This is a genomic window from Shimazuella alba (assembly GCF_009831235.1).
Lineage (GTDB): Bacteria > Bacillota > Bacilli > Thermoactinomycetales > Thermoactinomycetaceae > Shimazuella > Shimazuella alba.
Map to the genome: position 1 here is coordinate 118,077 of NZ_WUUL01000006.1, position 24,781 is coordinate 142,857.

The following is a 24,781-nucleotide window of genomic DNA, read 5'->3' on the forward strand; positions in this document are numbered from 1 at the left end:
GAATTGCTATAATTAAGTTATCCCAAGGATGCGGATAATGGCGAGGAGCATGATGGAGACAGATATGGAATCGTTGGAAAAAATGCTAAAAAAGCTTCGAGAAGAAGCAGAAACAAATATCGAACCATATAACGATCAGACTCCTTACTCCCTTGGTAACATTCTGCAAGAGGCTACTAAGTCGTTCGAGGAATAACCTATTCCCCACCTGCTAGTACCTAGAAGGTGGGGAAAAATCTAATGGGATTCCATTATTATGTACCAAACGAAAGACTCTTATGAGCATTTCGTTGTATTTATTTGTTCCGTATGAAAAAACTATCTGACCGACTTCATTGCAAAAAATCTTGTTGAATATCATTTATAATTTCTTTCATAATATCACTGGCACTTTGGTCCTCATCCAAACTCCCAACACCTTGTCCAGCCCAAAGTGATAAATATTGGGGATTGTTTTGTTTACTAGCTGCATCCTGAATATCCCTTGTTAATGTATTTTGAATTGGGAATAGCATCGGTTTCACTCCGCTTTTGTTCCACTTTTATAAACGAATTCACAATTCCTCTTGTATGTTACCAGAAAAAGCTGTTGATGGACCTCTCCCACTTATAGAAGTGGGAGTTTCTTGCTATACCATCTCACTATTTTCACGTACCATGGGTTTCACCATTGGCACTCGACTTTTTTAGATCGGAAAACACTAAAATGGCTTTCACAAGCAACAGACACGGTGTGTCTGGGTCGGAACAAACCATCTACTACTTCATGCCTAAGCAATCCGTAGATACATTGCCTGCGTCGGCACATCGAAATGGCGAATTTCACTCCATATGCCTTTGGCCAAGATGTTTCGTGCCCCGTGAATATCGCGGTGCTCACAATAGCCGCAACAACAACGGTAATTTCTTGAAGAAACTTTTCGTTTCTCCTTGCAGACAGGACATGTCTGACTGGTGTAAGACTCCTCTACTTCATGTAAGCGAATCCCTTGCATCGCCAACTTATACGCTAAATAAGCACGAACTTTACCAAAGGACCAATTCGACAAACGCTGTGCTTGTTTGCGATTCGCCTTCTTTTTCTTGCGCGTATTTCGCTGCACACCATCCGGATTACCGAGGTGTACATCCGAAACTTCTTGCGCTAAGCACCAATCGACGAATTGCTTCGTTGTCTTGTGCAACGCATCACGCAATTGTCGTTCCGATTTCGCACGAATAAATTGTTTCACCTTTTGATATCGCTTCCAATTGCGCGATCCTTTCTTACATTTCGCTAATAAACGCGAAATGGCAGCCAATTTTTTATTGCGCAAACGGTGGATCGAACGCACTTTACGTCCTGTGATCACGACTGCATCACCTGTTTCACAAAAGGCGGCAAGTGTATGAATCTCCCCCGGATCGATCCCGACTGCTCGCTGTTGCTGATAGGGCTCAGCTGTAGTGCTGTCTTCATAGGTAACAGAAAGATAGAGTTCTTTTTCGTAACAAAGCTCCATCTCTTTGATCTCGCCTTCCGGCAAATTGCGCGTACGTATCACAATCGGATTTTCCCGTTTCCCATCATGAATCCCCATACTCAGTTCGATTTTGCCATCCGCATGGATCGTAAATCCATCTTTTGCCCATTTGGTATTGAAGTGTAGTTTTTGCCGGTAAGGATAACGTATCCCTTTGACCTTTTTGTGCAGCGCTTGTCGTGCACTTTCTCGCGCGAAAAGATATTTATGGCAAACGGCTTGCGTCGATTGGCTAAGCAAATGAAATTGCTGCTTGGTGGCACGTTGTAATTGGGTTTTGGAGATCCACTTTCCGGCATGGTTCAGCGCAAATTGTTTCGCGATTTGTACACAGGTATTCCAGACTTTGGCCGATTCGCGATTGCAAGCAAATAAACGGTCAAGGTCGCTGGTAGATGCGCGAAACGATACTTTTTTACCGCGAATCATCGTCTTCACCTCTCGCTACATACAGGAACAAATGATCTGAATACTGAATATGACCAAAAAAGAGAATAAATAACAATAAAAGATGAATGGTGCGTGAGACGAGGTCTGGCACTCCGTTAAGGGTACCAGATCGAAAGTTTTACAATTTTTGGTTCGACTATTTGTTAAAACAGTATTCTCCCCTTTACTTGTGAGCAGCATTTGTTTATAAACTGAGTGAGCACCAGATTCTACAGCTGCCGAAAAAACGCGTGCCCATCTGCACAGCTTGTGCACCAAGAGTTAGAGCTCTCAGAATCCCACAACCATCCATTACACCCCCCGGCTAGGGATCAATCGACTACCTTTCCATTTCCCTTTATAAATGGATCGACCGGCTGTGACAAAGTATGTCACAGCCGGTCTTTTTGCTCACATCAGTTACTAACTCTCACAGGGTTTCCTTGTGAAATAGGAATCCGCCGCTCTTTCGGACTTTCTTATCCCATCGCTCAAGCTTGTTTCGATCATTTTTGCAATAGGTAGCTTTGTTGGCAATTTGAGGAGAATTGTTATGATTAGGGATGTAGATGTAATATTCATCCTCTGGCTTATCTGAAAGCGCAAGCACCAGGACTCGCCCCTTGTTTGTATTATTTGCGGGGTCATCGCGGTGGATTTTCCCATTTGCACGTGCAACGCTTATCAGATAGGAAAGATCATGCACTTGGTTGTTGAGCTTAACACTTGTCATTTCAGACCTTTTTCTCTGGTCAAAAGAAAGCCATTACATACGTAATTATAACAAAAAATCCGTGAAAAAGCTTCACGGACGCATATCTTTCCATTATTTTATTACTCGTTTTGCTCCCACATAACCTTGTTTCAACCATGCTTTATCTAAGCTTTCGTATTGTACTCCTTTTGATCCCCAAGTATGAAGAATTTTGTTATCTCCTGCGTAGATACCAACGTGTCCAATTTTCCCACCGGAACTAGAAAGGGTAAAGAAAAGAAGGTCACCTTTTTTAATTTGATCACGAGCTACGCTTGTCCCTTGTGTATATTGCTGACGGGAACTACGAAGTAAAGAAATACCATTTTGCTTAAAAACATATTGAGTAAAGGAAGAGCAATCAAAAGTTTTCGTCTGACCAGATGCAGCCCCATATTGGTAAGGAGTGCCCAGGTATTTTTCCCCAGTTGCGATAATCTTGTCAGCGAGAGCTACGCTTGATTGATCTGTTGATCCGCTCTCAGAAGGTTTAGTGGTTGAGTTTGAGTTATTTGAATCAGTGTTAGTAGAACCTGTGTTAGCAGAGTCAGTATTGCTTGTAGAACCAGTACTATTCGAGGTGCTACCACTGTTATTATTGAAATTTTTTGTATCTATATTTGCCGTAGGAGCCTTTTTACCAGATATATTGTAATACATTTGGTTTACTAAGCTCATGGTTGAACTAGGAGCAGCATTACTTTGAATAAATGGAAATGCAAATGTGGATATAGCTACAGTTGCTATTGTTGCAACACCTATTTTGATATTTTTTTGAGTTAGCATCAAATCCTCCTTAAGATTGCTTTTTTTCTTCCGCGGAAGTACCTGTAGTGTAACATATATATACCTTAAAATTTTATCCAAAATATGTAATCTGTTCCTAACTTTCCAAGCAGGTGTTGAAATTGGGGAAAATAAACCGTTTCGTCAGAGATTATACTCAGAAGTCATTTTTCATTTGTCTGCTGATTTCCTCAACTCTATAACTACTTACCACAACCCAAACCGTACTGGTTTTGCTGAAAAAAATAGAAAAGAGCTGAACTGATCAGCTCTGTTATTTATGATCTAAAAACTATCCAACGATATTTACTGAGGAAATATCATCGTTTAAACCTTTAATCTTTTTAAAATTAGAGATCTTACTACCAGGATTTAGAAAGATATGTTTACCTTTAAAATTGACATGTTGGAATAAAATAACGCCTTCTCCCGACTTGGATACCTTTACAGAGGAAGCCTTATCATTAAAATTATACTTCGATAGCTTTTTTACATCTCCACAAAGGGTAATACTCCTTCCTTTATAATTAATATGTTCATACAGCGTTACACAAGTATTTTTCGATTTAGCCAGTACAGTTATTGTGGTTGGAAAAACAAGAGCAAAGCTGGCAAATACAACCAAAGGTATAGCAATCCATTTCTTCATAAAAGCAACCTCCTTTTTATTTATCATAATTAAAAATCTTACTAATAGTATAATTGTTGTTAACATTTATATTCTTTGTTACCAATCCCCATCTACATATACCAACCTATCTTTTTTCCATGATAAATTTGGTATATGTTACTCGATTTCGTTTTTTAAATTCTACGCGAAGAGCATCCATAATAAAAACAGTTTTCATACCTATAACTTTTTAGAAAGATTTTGACTCTCTTTCCAACTATTCTAACGTTTAGAGGCGGCGGATTCTTGGATAGTTCTCAGAACCCCAAGGAAATGAACCAAGCTCAAACCGTAGTCCCTATAGCGATTACTCTCAAACTTTCTTGCAAGATATTCGTAGCTGCGTTGATATCTCGATCATGAGGAAGGCTACATCTTGGGCATGTCCATTCTCTTCATTGGAGATCCTTTACCGCTTTGTTTTTGTATCCACAACGAGAACAGCGTTGGCTGGATGGAAAGGTTTTCCCGAGCTTCTCTAGCGTCCTTCCGAACCATTGTACTTTGTATTCGAACATGGAAACAAACTCAGACCAAAATGCATTGGTGATGGACTCGCCAAATAGGTAAAACACAAGAGATGGAAAACTTATAATATGTAGAAAATAAATACAATAGTAGATATACTATAAAAGAATACCAAATCGGTACTCATTAAGATCGAGAGGAACGATCATGCAGATCACACTCTTTCATCATGGGGGTAAGCAGGACCCAGAGGGGCCCAACCCGGACACTCCGGGTGACCGCGAACCGACTCCGCCTGCTCCCCCGATTCGTATAGCAGGGAGTTCTAATTCCTGAATCCAAAGACGGCTCTCCTGCTGTGCAGGAGAGCCGTCCCCGATCATTATAAAAATCTGCGGGCACACTTTTTTCCATTGTAACTAAACACAACATCTCGCTTATCAATCACTGTTTGCAAATGGATGTTTCTGCCCCATAATTGATAAATATGAGGGAGCGTCTTCTCTAGATATTTCACATCTAGTTCCATCCCTTCATACATATGCTGCAAATACATCTCACCATTACGGGAAAAATCTCCATCTTTCACCACAATGACTGGATGCCCGCCATTTACTCTACTGGTCACCAATTGGTCTCGGACATTTTCCCATTCTTTATCTGACACTTTCCAATCATTACCTTGTTTTTGAAATACATACATGTCTAATTGGTCCACAAGGTCACGCGTCAAATAATTACGAATAAAGGATATATCTGAGTCTAGTTCTCTGATTTCAAATAATTTATTTCTCCCCTGTCCCGGCTTCCTCCTGAGTTCTCTTATCTCTTCTTCTGTTGGATTATCCCAACGCCGCTCAATATCTTCCAACATTTTCAACCCCAAGTAATAAGGATTAATGGATGTCTTAGAAGGTTGGAGTACAGATGAATTTAACTTTGCAAATTCAATCGTCTCTGCTTCTGTTAAGTCAAGCTCCCTCATGATTCGAATATGCCAGTAAGAAGCCCAACCTTCATTCATGATCTTCGTCTCTAGCTGTGGCCAGAAATAAAGCATTTCTTCCCGCAAAATAGTTAGAATATCTTGGTGCCAATCTTGTAAAATTCGGCTGTGATTCATAATAAAAAGTAACAAATCTTTTTCAGGTTGTTCGGGAAACTTTCGAACGAGACTTGGTTTTTGGGGTTCTTCTTGGCCATCTAGTTTCCACAGATCATCGTAAGGATTTGTTTTTTGTTGAGTAGGAGAAGAAGGTCTTCTTCGAGGTCGAGGATCAAGTAGACTGGGATTTACATGCTCTTGAATAGCGAGCACATGATCCAAAAAAGTTTCCACTTCCTCTTTTCCATATGTTAGTTCATATTCGCGAATACGTTCTGCACTCGCAGACATGCTCTCTACCATATCGCGGGATGTTTTGGAAAAACGAACATTGTTTTTGAAAAAATCACAGTGTGCTAACACATGAGCAACAATAAGTTTATTTTGAATAAGACTATTTCCTTTTAGTAAAAAAGCGTAACAGGGGTTTGAGTTGATCACTAGCTCATAAATTTTGCTCAAGTTGAAATCGTAGGATAACTTCATCTTGTGAAAAGCTTTCCCAAAGCTCCAATGAGAAAAACGCGTTGGCATTCCATAAGCGCCAAATGTATAAATAATATCTGCCGGGCAAATTTCATAGCGCATGGGATAAAAATCAAGACCAAAGTGAGTCGCAATCTCCGTTATTTCACCGATTGCGTGTTCCAAAGCTTTTTGCTCATCCAACAAGACTCACCCCTTCACTAGTTATATTCTTCTTTTCCCTTCTCCTATCATGATTGAAACGTACATTGCCATTTTATGATTCATTTTTATAGCTGTAATCCAAGATGTATATACTAAAGCAGATTTATCAAAAGGAGGAGAATAAGAGTTGGATTATACACTGTTACAAGATCACGTTCGTTTAAGCTTGAAAGACTCTTCTCACGATGTATACGACATACTCGCATCTCTTCAACCTTATGATATCTCCGAAGTGGTGAAAGGTTTAGAACATGAAGAACAGATAAAACTTCTTCCACTCATACCGATCCCTTTAGCAGCTGAAACATTGGAGTATTTGGAACCAGAATTGCAATACCATATCTTGCAACATCTACCTATTTCATTTTCTACTCCGCTTTTTAAACAAATGTCTAGTGATACAGTCGTGGATATGCTGCTTGCTATTCATCCTCTTCAAGCGGAGCGCTTGTTAGATTTGCTGCCATTGGATTATCGAAAAAAAATCAACCAACTAATGACCTATCCAGAAGATACTGCTGGAAGTTTGATGACAGTAGATTTTATTTCTGCAAGAACCTATTGGAGTTGTGAACAGACACTACAGCATATTCGAAAAGTTGGTCATGAGGCAGAGCTCGTTTCCTATATTTATGTGACAGATACCCGCGGAATTTTAGTAGGAGTGGTGTCCTTAAAAGAACTGATCTTCGCTTCTCCAGATACACACCTAGAAAATATCGTAACGGAAGAAATCGTCAGTGTTCCTGCCGAGATGGAACAAGAAGAGGCTGCCATTATTTTATCTCGGTATGATCTCATTGCTCTGCCTGTCATTAATCACGAACGAAGATTAGTTGGGATTATCACAGTAGATGATGTTTTTGATGTCATCCAAGAGGAAGCTACAGAGGATTTTCAAAAATTAGGCGGTAGCCAACCATTAGAGGATGCTTATTTTAAAACAAGCAGTTTTCAACTCTTTGGAAAGCGAATCATCTGGCTACTCGTTTTATTTATAGGTGGAGCGTATACATCTAATGTCCTGTCTCACTATCAAGATGCTGTCAACAAAGTAGTTGCATTATCTTTTTTCATTCCTTTGCTAATTGGTACTGGCGGCAATACTGGATCTCAAATTGTCAGCACGCTTGTACGTGCCTTAGGGGTTGGAGAAGTGGCTTTCAAAGATGTTTTTCGAGTTATTCGTAAAGAATTGCTAACAGGTCTGTTACTTGGTTTCTCGCTTGGAATTGTCGCCTATATTCGTGCTTTGCTTCTACATGTTGAATTGAATATTGGATATGTTGTTGCTCTGTCAGCATTAGTAATTGTGCTATGGGCTTCTCTTGTTGCGGCGTTTTTACCATTGCTGTTACACCGATTAAAGATAGATCCTGCTGTTGTTTCTGGTCCATTGATCTCTACATTGGTGGATGGGACTGGGTTAATCATTTATTTCACCACCGCCCAACTGATTTTACATGTTTAATTTTTACTTAAATCAAATAATAGTTACCAATTGTCTACACACCCTATATAATTGTAAATAAGGTCTAATCCCTACCCAAGATCGGAAAGACATGCTATCCAAAATCCAAAAGAGAAAGCTATTTCTTGCTGCTGGTGTCCTGTATGCTGCTGCTTCTATTGGACATGCAGTGATGCAACGGCGTTATGCACTTCACTCGAAGAACATGGAGACATCGTCTACGAGGAGAACTGATCTCCCAACGCTTGATGTCATCATTCCCGTACACAACGAAGTGCCAGAAAGGCTTTATGAAACCCTGCAGTCTATTGATGGACAATATCCATCGGACAAGCTGAATGTCTATCTGGTGGATGATGGCTCCAAAAACCGTCATCACCTTGATCCCATTTACGAAAAGTACAGGGGTCGTCCAGGTTGGCATATCCTGCTCCTCGAAGAAAATGTAGGAAAGAGACGAGCTCAGGATGCTGCCTTTCAGATTTCTAATGGGGAAATGTTCCTCACTGGAGATGGTGATTCTCCATTTCTTCCTGACTCGTTTCTCCCGATGGTTACGCGCATGCGAGAAGATGACCAAGTGGGCGCGGTTGCCGGAAAGGTAAGTGTCGCAAACAAAAACAAGAATTGGCTGACACGACTGCTGGCAGAGCGCTATCGGCAGATGTTCGAGCTGGAGCGCGCAGCACAGGGAAAGTTTGGGGCTGTATGGACTTGCACTGGACCTATCTCCCTATACCGCCGAAGTCTGCTTGATCCGCTCTGGTCTGACTATTTGAATCAGACGTACAAGGGGAGTCTGTGTCTTTCTGGCGACGATCTCCAGCTAACAAACCTTGTCATCGCAGCAGGGTTTCAGGCTGTCTACGAAAGCAAGGCGGAGGCAAGGACTTATGTCCCAGAAACACTCCGAGAATACTGGAGCCAGCAGACCCGCTGGAACCGAAGTATGTTCCGTGATCAATGTCCCACTATTCGGTCTTCCATTTACCGATCACGATGTTCTGGTAACTGGTTTCCCCTAGTGGACACGTTGGTGCGAACCTACTTCCCCCTGCTGCTTGTCTTCCCTCCAGCGCTGTCTATCGTACACGCTCTCAAGCGAACGAGTGCACGCGATGGGATGACAGTAATGCTCAGCATGCTTAGCGTTCGTGCAATAATCACCTACTGGAATTCTAAGCCGGAGTTGGTCAGCAGAGCTAGGTACACCGTTGTCTACGGGGCCATCCATGTGTTCGCACTAGTTCCCGCTCGAATCCGGGCCTATCTGACCCGTGGAAATAGCAACTGGGTGACACGTCTCTAACCCGATTGTGGGTAAAATTGAACAAACGCCCCAAGCTGTCAAAGTTTGGGGCGTCCGCATTTACATGAATAACCTATCAAATTTCCCACAACAGCACTTCATGTTTCCCCTTGAAATATAAGGGTCCAACTGTCACTATTACCTATATCGTGTTTGTCTTACATTTTTAAATAACAGAAGTTCTTTTATGGAAAAGGATGAACAGTCGCAATGAAAAGTTATCAAATATCATCACAAACGAAGAGGTATATGTTCATTTCTGTAGTCGTATTTTCCATTTTTGTCGTTACCTTTGCAGAACTGGTTGACGAATTGCTAGAAAAAGAAATCCATCATTTTGATCAAATCATCATTCAGTGGATACACTCCTTTAGACCTAACCTTACTCCTGCGATGAAATTTTTCACTTTTTTTGGTTCCATTGATGCTTTAAGTCTGTTCCTGTTTATTTCTTCCGTTCTGATGATCTGGAAGAGAAAACATTGGGAGGCGGTTTTTCTTATTGTCGGCATAGGAGCAGGAGGTATTTTTAATTTATTGCTCAAATGGATCTTCCAGCGCCAAAGACCCACCTTTCATCGTTTAATTGAGGAAACTGGATTTAGTTTCCCCAGTGGGCATTCCATGGGATCATTTATTTTTTATGGCATGCTGTGTATGGTGGTAATTGTGTTCTTAGAATCCAAACCCGTAAAAGTAAGTATTATTCTCATAACCATTTTTCTTATTTTCATGATTGGCTTTAGTAGAATATATCTGGGGGTTCATTTTCCTAGCGATGTTTTAGCTGGATACGCAGCCGGGGGAGCATGGTTAACCATTTGTTTAATGGGACTGAGAATTATTTTGGAGACAAGAGGAAAAAATCGCAGCTATCATTTCTATTGGAAGAAGTAGTAATAAGGTGTTTGTCTTATCCCCTTTTAGATACTAAATTTTAATAATTATATTATGAAAGGTTTGTGAATTAAATTTAAAAGCATACTAGACGTAATTACAGATGTAAGCCGTCTGATCTTTACATATTCTATTTCTTATAGTTATTCGATCAATTATATGACATAAAAAACCATTTTCGGAAAAATAGATGCATAATTTGGATTATTTCACTAGTTGAAATATCTATTTTTTTTATTTAAAATATAAATACTAGCATACAAATTAAATTCTTAAAAATCAAATATCGATAAGAAGGATTGCGATGAAAGCCATCAATACAGTTTTTTCAAAAAAATTATTAGGTACAGCGTTGTTATTAGGCTCCGTTATATTCACTGCTAGCAGCCAAGTTTATTATGGAAGTTTTATCCAAAATTTTAGTCCATATCTTTTTCTACTCATTAGCTTTTCGATTACCTTGCTTTTTTTTCATCTTATGGACAGGTTATCATTAAAAAAATCTATCTCCATCACGAGCAGTCCAACTGTCTGGAAAGATGTCTTGTTCATGAATATTGTCTCTGCAACCATATTCATCTGTTTTTATATCGCTTTAAAATATATAGAACCTGCGGTAGTAAGCTCACTTGAATGGGGAATTGGTCCAGTTGTCGCTTTAATGCTCGTTCGTTTGCAGAAGCCTGAAAACAAATTAGGAACGCTCAACTTACTAGCTAGTTGTGGCGTATTAATTGGAAGTATCTTTCTGGCTTGGGCTTCATTAAGTGGTGCATCTGGAATTCTAGGCACTTCCCGTTCTTATCTGTTTATTGGTTTGCTTTTTGCTGTTTTCACTGGCATTGGAAATGTGTTGATAACCTTTTATTCCAAAAAATTGAGCGAACAAGGATGGGGTACTGCAAAAATATTAGCTCATCGATTCTATTTGGTCGTCCTCCTTTCTGGTCTAGTAGTTCTATACGAGAAATCATATTTGTTGATCAGTGTGACAGATATGATCGGAATTATTCTTATCACTATAACAGGAACCATTCTCCCGTTGTACTTCATGCAGTCAAGTCTGAAATATACTAGTCCTTTCTCTTTTCTTATTATTAGTTCGTTAGTCCCTTGTTTCACCTATTTGTTCCAATTATTCGATCCTAGAATCAACCTATCTTACTTTACATTAATTGGTGTAATCATTATCACGGTATTCGGATTTTTAGTTATCTTCAAAAAGGAAACTGAATAGGGGGAAAACAAGCATGTCAAAAAAAGTTGCTGTTATCATTGATGCATTCTCAACTGGACACCAATTAGGATCTTACTTTAAAAAACATAACTTTGATTTGATTCACATTGAATCAGCAAAAGGAATTCCAGCCTCCTTTAAAAAATACTATCGTTCAGAAGACTTTCAAATAGACATTCTCCATGAAGGAGATATCAAGCAAACGGCTGAAAAACTGAGAGCTTACCATCCACAATTTGTTATTGCTGGTGCTGAGACAGGGGTTGAATTAGCTGATTACCTATCCCTAGAACTAGGACTTGTCACTTGCAATTCAAAACAACTTATCGAAGCAAGAAGAGATAAATATTTAATGATTGAAACAATTGCTCAAGCTGGCCTTCCAACAGCAAAGCAATTGAAAACGAATGAACTAGACGAATTATTAAGTTGGGTTAAAGAAACCAATGACTGGCCAATTGTCATGAAGCCAGTAAAAAGTGCTTCATCTGACCATGTTACTTTTTGCTACACAGTAGATGAGGTTGAACAGGCTTTTCAATCTATCTTTGGTACAACCAATATGTTTGGATTAGAAAATCAAGAAGTTTTAGCACAAACTTTTGTTACTGGACAACAATATATTGTCAATGCAATTAGCTTTGAGGGAGAACACTTCATCACAGATATTTGGGAAGAGAATTTTATAGAATCTAGCGATAATAACGTGATGTATGACACATTTAACCTAGTAGAAAACCACGGAACCATCCAATCTGAATTAATCGAATATGTAAAGAAAGTTTTGACAGCTTTAGGTATTCAGCATGGTCCAAGTCACACGGAACTTCGTTACACCAAAAATGGCCCTGTAATCATTGAGACAGCTGCTCGTATGATGGGTGAATCATTTGATGAGCAAGTTTATGATGAAACACTAAATTATAATTTACCTTCCATCACAGCCGAGTGCTATATAGATGGTAAAAGCCTCAAACAACGTTTTGCAAAAGGATATCAAAAAAAGCAACACTTAGTAGCAGTATTTATGATTTCACATCATGCTGGAATGATAGAGAGCACAAGCGGCCTTGAACACATACGTTCTTTACCAACATTTGCCCAGATCCGAACAAATGCAAAAGTAGGCTCTATATTAGAAAAAACAACAGCTGCTATGTCTCATACAGGAGTTATTTTATTGGCTGGAAAAGATAGAGAGCAAATAGATAAAGATACCTTAACGATTCGAAATTTAGAAAAAGACGGAAAACTGTTTACTCTCACAGAATCATCGATTCTCATTTAGATTTATCGAACGCAAAAACGCCCCAAATCTTTTGATTGGGGTATTTTTGTTTATATAAAATCAATGTAACCGACTCTTTTCTATACAGAAGTCAGTTACATTAAGTCTAAACGTACATTTTCAAAATGGGATTACTATAACCCTTATATATTAAGGCAACTGAGAAGCTCCCATCAAATATTTATCACATTCTCGTGCTACTTCTCGTCCTTCATGTATCGCCCAAACGATTAAACTCTGTCCTCGTCGCATATCTCCAGCAGCAAACACTCCATCGATGTTGGTAGTGTAGTTCCCATAATCCGCTTGTACTAGGCTGTTTTTGTTATCCAAACCTAACTGATCCAACAACTTCTCTTCTGCACCAGCGAAACCAATGGCCACAAAGATAAGGTCAGCTGGCCATACTTTTTCCGTACCCGCCATTTCCTGGACATACACTTGTCCACTACTCTTTTTGATCACACGAGCTTCGATCGTGTGTACTTCTGTGACTTGCCCATGCTGATCACTGACTATTTTTTTGGTAATCACAGAGTATTGACGTGGATCTGTTTTAAATTTTGCTGCAGCTTCTTCATAGGCGTAGTCTAATGTGAACACATAAGGAAACTCCGGCCAAGGGTTATCTTCCGCACGTTCTTGAGGAAGCTGCGGATGTTTTCCGAATTGCACTACGCTTTTACACTCTTGCCGCAATGCAGTCGCAATACAGTCTGCTCCTGTATCTCCCCCTCCAATTACGATAACATCTTTACCTTTGGCAGAAATCGATAGAGGCTCATTGGGATCTAACATATGCTTTGTCGATTGGGTAAGATAATCCATTGCATAGTGAACACCTGAATAGGTTGATCCTTCTACATCCAATTTTCGTGGTTCTTGTGCTCCTGTGCATAAAATTACAGCGTCATACTTGATTAGAAGTTGATCGAGTGTGATATCCTTACCTAGCTCTTTATTGGTAACGAATTGAACTCCTTCTTGAGTTAACAGATCTACGCGACGCTTGATCACATGCTTTTCTAACTTCATATTTGGAATGCCGTACATGAGTAATCCACCGATTCGATCTGCTTTTTCCATTACGGTTACCAGATGTCCCGCTTTATTCAACTGATCAGCTGCTGCTAATCCAGCAGGACCAGAGCCAACTACCACAACACTTTTTCCCGTTCGTTGTTTAGGAGGCTGTGGAGTAATCCAACCTTCTTCAAAACCTTTGTCCACAATCGCTTGTTCGATACTTTTAATCGCTACTGCGGAATCATGCAACGCAACTGTACAAGAACCTTCACAAGGTGCAGGGCATACCCGACCTGTGAATTCAGGAAAATTGTTGGTCATCATCAAACGATTGAGCGCTTCTCTCCAGTTCCCTTTTGCCACAAGTTCATTCCATTCTGGGATTAAGTTGTAGAGAGGACAACCAAAACTCCCATTTACAAATGCACCTGTCGAACAAAATGGGGTACCACAATCCATACAGCGTGATCCTTGCTCCTCTAGCTTCCTTTCGGAGAAGGGGAGGTAGTATTCTCCCCAATTTTGTTGTCGCTTCAATGGATTTTTTGCCTTGGGAACTTCTCTTTTAATCGTTAACATATTTCTCCCCTCCTCTTAGTTGAAAGATGATGCTTGCAGGATAAGCGATTCTTCGTGTGAGATCTCTTTTTGTTCCAAAATTTGTTTGTATTCCTTTGGAATAACACGGATGAGATTTTCTCTGCACTCATCCCAATTTTCTAACAAATACTTGGCACTTTTGCTGCCAGTAAACTGTATATGCTTTTGTATCATCTGCTTTACCTGGTGTAACTCTTGATCACCAGAGACAGACTCCAATAAAACCATATCAAGATTACAATTCTGGCGAAATTCATCCTTACTTTCAGCAAAAGCATATGCAATCCCACCAGACATGCCCGCCGCAAAGTTCTTCCCAACAGAACCCAGGATCACAACTCGACCACCTGTCATATACTCACAACCATGATCTCCGACACCTTCTACAACTGCGTGTACACCGCTGTTACGGACAGCAAAGCGCTCTCCTGCAATACCACTGATATATGCTTCACCAGAAGTAGCCCCATAAAATGCTGCATTACCAATAATCACATTCTCTTGGGAAGAAAAAGTAGCCTTTCGGGATGGATACACGATCACCTTTCCACCAGATAAGCCTTTTCCAGTGTAATCGTTGGCATCTCCTTCTAGTGACAATGTTATTCCTTTTGGGACAAATGATCCAAAACTAACACCAGCAGATCCATAGAAACGAAAACGGATCGTATGATCTGGCAATCCATCTATGCCAAACTCTCTTGTCACTTCGCTGCCTATAATGGTACTAACAACACGATTGGTATTAGAAATTGGTAAAACAGCATGCACTGCCTGCCCGTCTTGCAGAGCTCTTGTGCTCAAAGGCAGTAGCCTTTGTAAATCCATCGTCGTCTCTAGCTGATGATCTCTCCCTTTATTCGTATAGCTGCCGACTTTTGCATCTGTAGCTGGACGATATAACAAGGAAGATAAATCGAGATACTTTGCTTTCCAATGCTGTTGCTGGCGAATTCCGGCAGTCAAGATATCCGTTCTTCCAACCATTTCTTGCAAAGAACGGAAGCCTAGTGATGCCATGATTTCTCGTACTTCTTGGGCAATAAATTGCATGAAATGTACAACATGATCAGGGTCTCCTGCAAAACGATCACGCAGTTTTGGATTTTGTGTTGCAACTCCTACAGGACAAGTGTCTAAGTGACATGCACGCATCATGATACAACCCAATACAACAAGCGGCGCTGTAGAAAATCCAAATTCTTCTGCTCCCAGCAGAGCTGCCACCACTACATCACGACCAGTCATCAGTTTCCCATCGGTCTCCAAGATGACCTGATCTCGAAGATTATTTAATAATAGGGTTTGATGTGTTTCTGCAAGGCCAAGTTCCCAAGGTAATCCTGCGTGTTTCATACTTGTTTTGGGAGATGCACCTGTACCCCCATCATGTCCACTGATCACAATGACATCTGCTAAAGCTTTTGCTACTCCAGCAGCGATGGTTCCTACTCCTGCCTTCGCTACCAATTTGACACTGATGCGTGCATCGCGATTGGCATTTTTAAGGTCATAGATGAGCTCTGCCAAATCTTCGATCGAATAAATATCATGATGAGGAGGTGGTGAGATTAAACCTACTCCTGGTGTAGAATTTCTCACTTTGGCTATCCATGGATTTACTTTCGATCCTGGTAATTGCCCGCCTTCCCCGGGCTTAGCACCTTGTGCCATTTTAATTTGTATCTCTTTGGCATGTACCAAATAATCACTCGTCACACCAAATCTGCCCGATGCTACTTGTTTGATGGCACTAGAGCGAGAGTCACCATTCTCATCTGCTGTATGACGAGAAGGATTTTCTCCACCTTCACCACTATTGCTCTTTCCACCTAAACGATTCATCGCAATAGCTAATGTTTCGTGTGCCTCCTGACTGAGAGCACCTAATGACATGGCTCCTGTTTTAAAACGCTGAACAATCGATTCCACGGACTCTACTTCTTCCAATGGAACAGATGGTAGTGGTGAATCAAAATCTAGGAGATGTCGTAAAAAGATTAACTGCTCCTTATTTGCCATCTCGGTATACTTTTTAAATAGAGAGTAGTCGTTTTTCCGACAAGCTTGCTGCAAGATGTGAATGGTTTGAGGCTCAAATGCATGAGCTTCACCTGTGCGCCTCCACTGGAAATCACTGCCGGGATCTAGGTCTCGTATCTGTAGGGCTAAAGATTTATATGCATTCGTATGTCGTAAAACCGTCTCTTTGGCGATAACATCAAGGGTTACTCCTCCGAGTTGCGAAGGCGTACGTGTAAAATATTTGTCCAGCACCCCTTCTTCAATTCCAATTGCCTCAAATATTTGCGCTCCCCGATAACTTTGTATCGTGGAAATTCCCATTTTGGACATGACTTTTACTATGCCCTCTGTTGCAGTTTGGATATATCGATCAACAGCTTCGCTCAACTCCATTTCTTGGAGCGATTGATCCCGAATCGCTTGATCCAAAGTAGCAAAAACAAGATATGGATTGATCGCGTCTACTCCATAACTGATCAACATCGATAATTGATGAACATCCCGTGGTTCTGCAGATTCTACAATAATACTCACTTGTGTCCTTGTCCCAGCTCGAACCAAATGATGATGCAGTCCAGCTGATGCCAGCAATGCTGGGATAGGTGCATATTGTTCGCTCATTTCACGATCGGAAAGAATCAGCAGTGTCTTACCTGCTTCAATCGCTTCATCTGCCTTCGCAAATAATTGATCCAGTGCTTCTTCTAGACTCATCTGTGCAACAGCAAACAGCATGGGGATAGTCTCCGTTTGAAATACGGAAAAAGTTTGATTGCGAATTTGCGTCATGTGCACATCAGAAAGAATTGGTGTTTGCAGACGAATTCGTTGACAATCTCGAGAATCGGGTTCCATCAAATTGCCTTCTGCTCCAAGTAACGAAATCGTAGAAGTCACCGATGCTTCTCGTATTGCATCAATAGGAGGATTGGTCACTTGTGCAAAAGATTGTTTAAAATAGTTATAGAGAAGCTGAGGTCTGTCTGAAAGCACAGCTAAGGGAGTGTCACTTCCCATCGAACCAATAGGATCTTTTCCTTCTGTCACCATTGGGAGAAGACTTTTATGCAGTTCTTCCCATGTGTATGCATGTGCTTTTTGCATAACAAATAAAGCATCATCGCTTAACTTAGGAGAAACTTGCCTAGCTGGAATATCTTCTAACTCCATCATATTTTGATCCAACCAACTACGGTATGGATGTTCATTGGCAACTTGTTCTTTCAACTCTTTATTGTCTATAATCCGCCCTTCTTCTAAATCAACCAACAACGTTTGCCCAGCCTGTAAACGTTTTTTATACAAAATATCTTCTTGAGCAATATCCACTACTCCAACTTCAGAGGAGAAAACGATATGATCATCTTTGGTCACACAATATCTTCCTGGACGTAAACCATTGCGATCCAAAATAGCTCCAATCTGGGTACCATCGGTAAATGCAATAGCGGTAGGTCCGTCCCAAGGTTCCATGACACTACTATGGTACTCATAGAAGGAACGAACAGGGTCAACAATTTCTGTGTTTTTCTCCCATGCCTCTGGAATCATCATCATCGCGGCATGCGCGAGTGATCTGCCTGATAAAACTAGAAATTCAAAACAATTATCGAGGATAGCAGAGTCTGTTCCGTCCATATCAAGAACTGGAAGAATTTTCTCCAAATCATCGCCAAATAGTTTCGAGGAAAAAGCCTTTTCTCTTGCAATCATGCCGTTTACATTTCCTCTTAATGTATTAATCTCTCCATTATGCAAGAGATAGCGGTAGGGATGAGAACGCTTCCAGCTGGGAAACGTATTGGTGCTAAAGCGGTTATGAACCATAGAAAATGCAGAAGTAAATGTTTCATCTTGAAGGTCAAGGTAGTAAGTACCTAATTGAAATGCAGTTAACAAACCTTTGTATACGATCGTCCTACTCGATAAACTAACGATATAAACATGATTATCCGTTATCTTTTCAAACTGTTTGCGAATCACATACAACTTTCTCTCAAATGCCAATTGATCTATACCGGCTGCACGTCCAATCACAACCTGTCGAATGACAGGAGCTGTATCTTTAGCAATCGATGTAAGAGTTGTATCATCGACTGGAACTGTTCTCCACCCTATCAGATGCTGACCTTCTTTTCTGATTAACTGTTCTAACTCTTGCTCCCACTTTTTCCGTTCATTTTCTACTTGTGGGAGAAAGATCATCCCTACAGCATAGTGACCCCGTCTTAGTAACTGTTCTGCAAACTGCTGCTGAAAAAAAAGATGAGGAATTTGCATTAAGATTCCTGCACCATCACCAGTACCATCATTTTCTCCACCCCGATGGTGAAGTTGAGTCAACATGTGAATACCTTGTTGGACAATTTCATGTGATGGCTGCCCTTTTAGATGAGCGATAAAACCTACTCCACATGCATCGTGTTCATGTTGAGGGTCATATAGTCCCTGTTTTTGAGGATAGTTAGTGAAAGTCACGAATCTTCTCTCCTTTTGCTTGGAATGGCCACATATCTCAAATTAGAATTATTTTCTTTAAATTTTATACTTATCTTATATTTCCAAAACGATGCAAACAATATATATTTAAGATAGAAATGATCTCGAAATGAGATGGATTTGATTAGAAAGAGGTTTTAGTATGGAACTAAGACAAATTCAATACTTTATCGAGGTTGCAGAACGACAACATATGACAGAGGCGGCGTTGGCTTTACATGTCGCTCAATCAGCGGTCAGTAAGCAGATCGCAAATCTAGAAGCTGAACTTGGAGTCCAATTGTTTATCCGCGAAGGAAGAAATATAAGAATTACACCAATTGGAAAGATATTTTTACATCATGCGAAAGCGGCTGTCCGAGCGATTACAAATGCAAAAAAAGAAATGGATGAGTTTCTCGATCCAGAACGAGGAACCATTCGCATTGGATTCCCTAGTAGTTTAGCAGCACATACCTTGCCGACAGTGATTTCTGCATTTCGCAATCAGTATCCACATATCGGATTTCAGTTGAGGCAAGGCAGTTATCTCCATCTCATTGATGGAGTAAACAAAGGAGACATCGATCTAGCATTGCTTGGTCCAATTCCTATGGATCAAAAGCAGATAGAAGGAAAAATCTTATTTTTGGAACAGATTGTTGCTTTGGTTCCTACGACTCATCCTTTGGCGTCTGAGCGATCGATTGATTTGCATGATCTACGCAATGATTCCTTTGTCTTGTATCCGCCTGGCTTTATTTTGCGAGATATTGTCATACAAGCATGTACCCAAATTGGATTTTCCCCAAATATCTCATTTGAGGGAGAAGATATTGACTCCATAAAAGGTTTGGTAGCCACAGGCTTAGGGGTTACACTTTTACCAGAAGTAACTCTGATTGATAATGTACCAAGGGGAACAGCAAAAATCCCTATTCGCAAACCAAACATAACTCGTAATGTAGGGATCATCACTCCAAAAAATCGTAAACTACCACCTTCTGAGCAATTGTTCTATGATTTTGTCACACGTTTCTTTTCTTTGCTCAATGATTTTAATAACTGAGCCTGTTGCATTATTCGTATCAAAGCGCAGATGTAAGTGGATGGAGCGTCCTTTGTGTTTTTGAACAACAGACGCGGAAAACACAGCGCGACTTGCCACTACAGTGGCATAGTGCGATTTGTGCCTTATGCACATACATCAAGCAACTTTACCCAGATTTCTCATTTATTTATGCAACAATCTCAACTATTAAGGTTAGTCGTTTTCAGGAAAGGAGTGCTCATATGTATAACAATCAAAATTCACTCATTCGTAGAGATGTTCGTTTACTTGGCAATATCCTTGGCGATGTTCTTACCCTTCATGGTGGAGAAGCATTATTTGAACATGTGGAGAAAATCCGCGAGTTGACCAAACAATTGAGAAATGAATTTAGCCCTGAACTTCTAGCAACTTGTAAACAAGAGATCGCACATCTAGAACCAACCATGCGTTACGATGTTATCCGTGCTTTTTCGATTTACTTTCAATTGGTAAACATAGCAGAGCAGAATCACCGGATGCGGCGTAATCGGTATCATCGACGATCAAAAGAAGGGGAAATCCAACAATTTTCCATTGAATATACCATCCAAAAATGGGCGGAATCAGGGGTAACAAAGGAAGAAGTGGAGCAAATACTTTCCTTTTTATCATTAGAAATGATTATTACTGCACACCCTACTGAAGCAGCTCGTCGTACTGTATTAACGATCCATAAAAGAATTGCGAATGAACTGATAAAACTGGATCAATTTGATGCGTATTCAGACGAATATGAGCAAATCTATCAGATGCTGTTCTCTGACATCAGCACCCTATGGCAAACAGACCCCTTGCGTAAAAGAAAGCCTACTGTATTAGATGAAGTGACTAATGGACTTTACTATATGGATCAAACCCTTTTTGATGTACTGCCCCGGGTACACCAAGAGTTGAAACGTTGTTTAACTCACTACTATCCCGATCATCAGTGGGATGTTCCTTCTTTTCTTAAATTTGGATCTTGGATCGGTGGAGATAGGGATGGTAATCCATCTGTCACTCCAGCTATCACTTGGCAAACATTAGTGATGCAAAGAGACTTGGTCATTCGAAAATATGAGAAAGCGATTGAGAATTTAATCCCTTATTTAAGCCATTCCTCAGAAAAAGTTAAGGTTTTACCTGCCTTATTCGAATCAATCGAGAAGGACAAAACAGAGGTAAATGGAGAAGATCTTGTTCAGGGAATATGGCGAAACAAAGAAGAACCTTACCGAATAAAATCTACTTATATACTAGCCCGCTTAAAACATACGCGAAAAAATCAAAAAGAAGCAGGTTTCTATTCCAGTCCTGATGCTTTTCTAGCAGATTTAAAACTGATCCAAGCGAGCTTAAACGCTCATCAAGCAGTTGGATTTGCTAGCAATCAAATCGATTTGTTGATCCATCAAGTAGAAATATTTGGCTTTCACCTTGTTTCCCTCGATTTACGTCAACATAGCGGAGAACATGAAAAAGCGATTGAGGAAATTTTAGATACGCTCCAAATCGCACATGGGTATGCTTCGCTGTCAGAGGAAAAGAAAATCGAACTGCTTACCGATTTGATCGCAGATCCACGACCTCTTACTTCAAGCTTTATGGATTACTCGGATGAAACCAAACAATTATTAGAACTTTTCCAATTGGTGATCCAAGCGAAAGAAGAATTTGGGGAGAACTGCATTGCCAATTATTTAATCAGCATGACACAAGGTACTAGTGATCTGCTGGAAGTGGTATTGTTTGCAAAAGAAGTGGGACTCTATCGACACCATCATGCTTCCCGTCTTCATGTGGTACCTCTTTTAGAGACAATTGATGATTTACACCATGCTGAAGAAATCATGGAAAAATACTTTCAAAACCCAGTATTTAAACCAGGTATTGTTCATGGCAGAGCGTATCAAGAAATAACGCTGGGTTACTCCGACAGCAACAAAGATGGTGGGATGATCAGCGCAAACTGGGAGCTGTATCGTGCACAACTACGACTTTGGAAATTAGCACAGAAGTACCAGCTAGAGGTAAAATTTTTTCACGGTCGAGGCGGAGCATTAGGCAGAGGTGGAGGTCCGCTGCATCGTAATATTATGGCAAATCCTCCACATACCGTACTCGGTGGGGTAAAAATTACCGAACAAGGGGAAGTTTTGTCCTCTCGATATGCGATGAAACCGATTGCTTTGCGCAGTTTGGAACAGGCAACTTCCACCTACTTACATTCTGTTTCGTTAGCACTGAAAAAAGAACAAGGTCAACTGCCGCAACAATGGATGGAAACGATGGAAACGATCTCAAATTATTCCTTAAAACAGTACCAAGACTTGGTATTTCATCATCCTTCTTTCCTTCCTTTTTTTCATGAAGCTACCCCTCTGCAAGAAGTTGGAGAGTTGAAAATTGGTTCTCGTCCAACCAAACGTAAAAATGGACAAAACTTTTCGGACTTACGTGCGATTCCATGGGTATTTTCTTGGACACAAACAAGATATCTCTTCCCTGCATGGTATGCCGCGGGAACAGGAATTTCTAAATATCTAGAGGAAAACAAAGAAGGTTTGGCTGTTCTGCAAGACATGTACCAAAACTGGCCTTTCTTCTCTTCCTTGATCAATAACTTACAGATGGCACTTTCCAAAGCAGATATGGTGATAGCTGAACAATATACATCCCTTGTTCATGAACAGGATCATGCCGTTAAAATCCATCAAATTATTCAAAATGAGTTTCATCTCACCAAACAACAAATACTTGCCATCACAGATCAAACCGAGTTACTGGAACAAAACCCAGTCATTCAGGAATCGATTATTTTACGCAACCCTTACGTCGATCCTTTAAGTTTGATCCAAGTACATCTTTTGCAAGAAAGAAGGCAAGCTAATGCTTCCCAAAATGAAGCATATTTGTTGGAACAAGTACTGCACACCATCAATGGCATAGCAGCAGGGCTTCGTAATACTGGCTGAAAACAGACCCATCCACTTACGGATGGGTCTGCCTCATTATTAAATAAGTCATGGGAAAATTCTCATCTTTTATTTTTCTAAGATTATATGAAAAAATGCTGGAAGCAAATGATATAATAACGACGTTGGTACATTCGTTCCTCTTCATTGGGAGAATCTCTTGAAGAACGTTAATTACTGCTATCAAATCTGGTGACAAAAACACGGATGTCCACGTTCTACTGTGGAGTTCCTTGAGTCTGGAGGACATTAGCGCAAAACCCGAGAATAGGGAAAGTTCTAAGGGTAAGGTTAAACGAGCAATTGCGAATATCGAAGCACTAGTAGCTAGTGCTCCAGCCATGAAGATCCTCAACACACATACAGATGCTTCTGGAGAACTGGCTGAAGCAAAGAAAAAGATGTAAATTCTCCTTAAACGACTGGAGTCTGGCGAAAACTTCGGTACTTCTGGAGCAGTGAACTCCATTAACACTCATATCCGAAATCTGCGCCGGCACTAGGTTTCCCTCCTAAATATCCATAAATGCGTGGATCTTTTAGGTGCAATCGAGTCTCTGAACGTACTGTTCAGAGACTCGATCTAATTTTCATGAGAATAAGCCATTTAAATATATTTAGGATCTCAAAAAACACATATGTCATATACTTACTTCAGTTATATTAATTCCGCTAATCTATTCTTTCACGCTAATCATTTTAACATTACATCTCTTCACTCTGCCAAAGTTATAAACAGAATATAAAATAATCTTTATATACTATTATGCTAAATAAGATGGAGGTGTATATTATCTATTAATCATCTCCATTTCCACAAAGAAATGAAGAGAGACTGTTATTCAAAAAGGAGACAGTATCATGAATCATCTGGCAAATACATTTCAACTAAAAAATTTGCATCTTAAAAATAGAATTGTCATGCCACCCATGTGTCAGTATTCTGTAGAGGCAAAAGACGGAAAACCAAATGACTGGCACTTTGTTCACTACGTATCTCGAGCAATTGGAGGAACAGGACTTATCATCATCGAGATGACAGATGTGGAACCAGATGGTCGAATTTCAGACTATGATCTGGGCCTTTGGTCAGATGAACAAATCCCTGCATTTCGTAAAATTATTGATGAAATACATAAATATGATACAAAAGTTGGCATTCAAATTGCACATGCAGGTAGAAAAGCTGAAGATGCTGTTGTACCGGTTTCTTCCTCTCCAATCGCTGCCAATAAACACTATAAACAGCCAAGAGCTTTGGCAACAGAAGAAGTAAGACAAATGGTTATTCAATTCAGAGAAGCTGCCGAACGTGCGATAAAAGCTGGGGTAGATACAATTGAGGTTCATGGAGCACATGGTTACTTGATCCACCAGTTCCATTCTCCAGGAATCAATCAAAGAGAAGATGAGTATGGAAAAGATCTCGCCTTGTTTGGGGTAGAAATAATCCAAGCTATCAAAAGTGTGATGCCAGAAGGCATGCCGTTGGTCATGCGGATATCTGCGGTAGAGTATATGGATAACGGCTATGACTTAGAGCATAGCATCGAACTATGCCGACGATACCAAAAAGCGGGTGTCGATATGTTTGATGTCAGCAGCGGTGGCGAGGGACCATCTGGTAAGAAAAAACCGGGAAATCACCCTGGATACCAAGTACCATATGCACGTGCGATCAAACAAGCTCTTTCCATTCCTGTGATTGCAGTTGGGATATTGGATGATCCTATACTTGCCGAAGCGACAATCGCAAACGAAGATGCAGACTTAGTTGCCGTTGGTCGCGCGATGCTGCGTGATCCTTATTGGGCATTACACGCACTTAAAGGGGAAGAACGTAAAAGTTTGATTCCCAAACAATATGAACGAGGATTTTAAGCAACATTTATCCTATTTCACCTCGAATCCCTTCTAGCTTTGTCTCCTAGAAGGGATTTCTTCCTATATCACATAAAAATCTAATTCTACCATCTAA

The 24,781-nt window shown here is 40.3% G+C and carries 19 protein-coding genes and 1 pseudogene; 10 read left to right on the plus strand and 10 right to left on the minus strand.

The window, feature by feature from the left end:
* The first annotated feature begins 37 nt into the window (after positions 1 to 37).
* On the plus strand, positions 38 to 196 hold the full coding sequence (locus tag GSM42_RS10510; protein ID WP_160801497.1) for a hypothetical protein: 159 nt from the start codon (positions 38 to 40) through the stop codon (positions 194 to 196).
* A 136-nt stretch (positions 197 to 332) separates the two neighbouring features.
* On the opposite strand, the gene GSM42_RS10515 is transcribed toward GSM42_RS10510, so the two are convergent.
* The 8 genes and pseudogenes from GSM42_RS10515 to GSM42_RS10550 all read right to left on the minus strand — a co-directional run bounded on the left by GSM42_RS10515 (position 333) and on the right by GSM42_RS10550 (position 6,404).
* On the minus strand, positions 333 to 515 hold the full coding sequence (locus GSM42_RS10515; RefSeq protein ID WP_160801498.1) for a nitronate monooxygenase: 183 nt from the start codon (positions 513 to 515) through the stop codon (positions 333 to 335).
* Between the two features lie 255 nt (positions 516 to 770).
* Positions 771 to 1,952 carry an RNA-guided endonuclease InsQ/TnpB family protein gene (locus GSM42_RS10520; protein WP_160801499.1) on the minus strand — a complete coding sequence of 394 codons (1,182 nt, stop codon included), beginning with the start codon at positions 1,950 to 1,952 and terminating at the stop codon, positions 771 to 773.
* Between the two features lie 205 nt (positions 1,953 to 2,157).
* A complete protein-coding gene (locus GSM42_RS21170) occupies positions 2,158 to 2,265 on the minus strand; it encodes a hypothetical protein (RefSeq protein ID WP_338055286.1) in 108 nt (35 codons plus the stop codon).
* A gap of 117 nt (positions 2,266 to 2,382) precedes the next feature.
* Positions 2,383 to 2,685 carry a hypothetical protein gene (locus GSM42_RS10525; protein ID WP_160801500.1) on the minus strand — a complete coding sequence of 101 codons (303 nt, stop codon included), beginning with the start codon at positions 2,683 to 2,685 and terminating at the stop codon, positions 2,383 to 2,385.
* 93 nt (positions 2,686 to 2,778) lie between these two features.
* The gene (locus tag GSM42_RS10530) at positions 2,779 to 3,492 is read right to left on the minus strand and encodes a C40 family peptidase (protein ID WP_160801501.1); all 714 of its coding nucleotides are present in this window, start codon (positions 3,490 to 3,492) and stop codon (positions 2,779 to 2,781) included.
* 292 nt (positions 3,493 to 3,784) lie between these two features.
* Positions 3,785 to 4,141, minus strand: coding sequence for a beta/gamma crystallin-related protein (locus tag GSM42_RS10535; protein WP_160801502.1), 357 nt, complete (start codon positions 4,139 to 4,141; stop codon positions 3,785 to 3,787).
* Between the two features lie 305 nt (positions 4,142 to 4,446).
* A pseudogene (locus tag GSM42_RS20610) lies at positions 4,447 to 4,737 on the minus strand (zinc ribbon domain-containing protein).
* Between the two features lie 275 nt (positions 4,738 to 5,012).
* Positions 5,013 to 6,404, minus strand: coding sequence for a SpoVR family protein (locus GSM42_RS10550; RefSeq protein ID WP_160801504.1), 1,392 nt, complete (start codon positions 6,402 to 6,404; stop codon positions 5,013 to 5,015).
* 148 nt (positions 6,405 to 6,552) lie between these two features.
* Between GSM42_RS10550 and mgtE the strand changes: the two genes are divergently transcribed.
* From mgtE to GSM42_RS10575, 5 genes are all read left to right on the plus strand, one after another.
* Positions 6,553 to 7,896, plus strand: coding sequence for a magnesium transporter (gene mgtE / locus GSM42_RS10555; RefSeq protein ID WP_237446561.1), 1,344 nt, complete (start codon positions 6,553 to 6,555; stop codon positions 7,894 to 7,896).
* Between the two features lie 91 nt (positions 7,897 to 7,987).
* Positions 7,988 to 9,205: a glycosyltransferase gene (locus tag GSM42_RS10560; protein WP_160801505.1), complete on the plus strand. Its 1,218-nt coding sequence runs from the start codon at positions 7,988 to 7,990 to the stop codon at positions 9,203 to 9,205.
* A 210-nt stretch (positions 9,206 to 9,415) separates the two neighbouring features.
* Positions 9,416 to 10,102: a phosphatase PAP2 family protein gene (locus tag GSM42_RS10565; RefSeq protein ID WP_160801506.1), complete on the plus strand. Its 687-nt coding sequence runs from the start codon at positions 9,416 to 9,418 to the stop codon at positions 10,100 to 10,102.
* Between the two features lie 304 nt (positions 10,103 to 10,406).
* Positions 10,407 to 11,339 (plus strand): EamA family transporter, encoded by a 933-nt coding sequence (locus GSM42_RS10570; RefSeq protein WP_160801507.1) that lies wholly within the window; start codon positions 10,407 to 10,409, stop codon positions 11,337 to 11,339.
* A gap of 13 nt (positions 11,340 to 11,352) precedes the next feature.
* Positions 11,353 to 12,627, plus strand: coding sequence for an ATP-grasp domain-containing protein (locus GSM42_RS10575; RefSeq protein ID WP_160801508.1), 1,275 nt, complete (start codon positions 11,353 to 11,355; stop codon positions 12,625 to 12,627).
* Positions 12,628 to 12,777: 150 nt separating this feature from the next.
* On the opposite strand, the gene GSM42_RS10580 is transcribed toward GSM42_RS10575, so the two are convergent.
* Positions 12,778 to 14,232 carry a glutamate synthase subunit beta gene (locus tag GSM42_RS10580; protein ID WP_160801509.1) on the minus strand — a complete coding sequence of 485 codons (1,455 nt, stop codon included), beginning with the start codon at positions 14,230 to 14,232 and terminating at the stop codon, positions 12,778 to 12,780.
* Positions 14,233 to 14,247: 15 nt separating this feature from the next.
* Positions 14,248 to 18,756: a glutamate synthase large subunit gene (gene gltB / locus GSM42_RS10585; protein WP_160801510.1), complete on the minus strand. Its 4,509-nt coding sequence runs from the start codon at positions 18,754 to 18,756 to the stop codon at positions 14,248 to 14,250.
* Positions 18,757 to 18,919: 163 nt separating this feature from the next.
* Between gltB and gltC the strand changes: the two genes are divergently transcribed.
* From gltC to GSM42_RS10605, 4 genes are all read left to right on the plus strand, one after another.
* Positions 18,920 to 19,825 (plus strand): glutamate biosynthesis transcriptional regulator GltC, encoded by a 906-nt coding sequence (gene gltC, locus GSM42_RS10590; protein ID WP_160801511.1) that lies wholly within the window; start codon positions 18,920 to 18,922, stop codon positions 19,823 to 19,825.
* 224 nt (positions 19,826 to 20,049) lie between these two features.
* Entirely contained in the window at positions 20,050 to 22,803 is a 2,754-nt protein-coding gene (gene ppc, locus GSM42_RS10595) for a phosphoenolpyruvate carboxylase (RefSeq protein ID WP_160801512.1), read from the plus strand.
* 233 nt (positions 22,804 to 23,036) lie between these two features.
* On the plus strand, positions 23,037 to 23,210 hold the full coding sequence (locus tag GSM42_RS10600) for a hypothetical protein (RefSeq protein ID WP_160801513.1): 174 nt from the start codon (positions 23,037 to 23,039) through the stop codon (positions 23,208 to 23,210).
* 454 nt (positions 23,211 to 23,664) lie between these two features.
* Positions 23,665 to 24,684 (plus strand): NADH:flavin oxidoreductase/NADH oxidase, encoded by a 1,020-nt coding sequence (locus GSM42_RS10605; RefSeq protein ID WP_160801514.1) that lies wholly within the window; start codon positions 23,665 to 23,667, stop codon positions 24,682 to 24,684.
* Positions 24,685 to 24,781 lie beyond the last annotated feature (97 nt).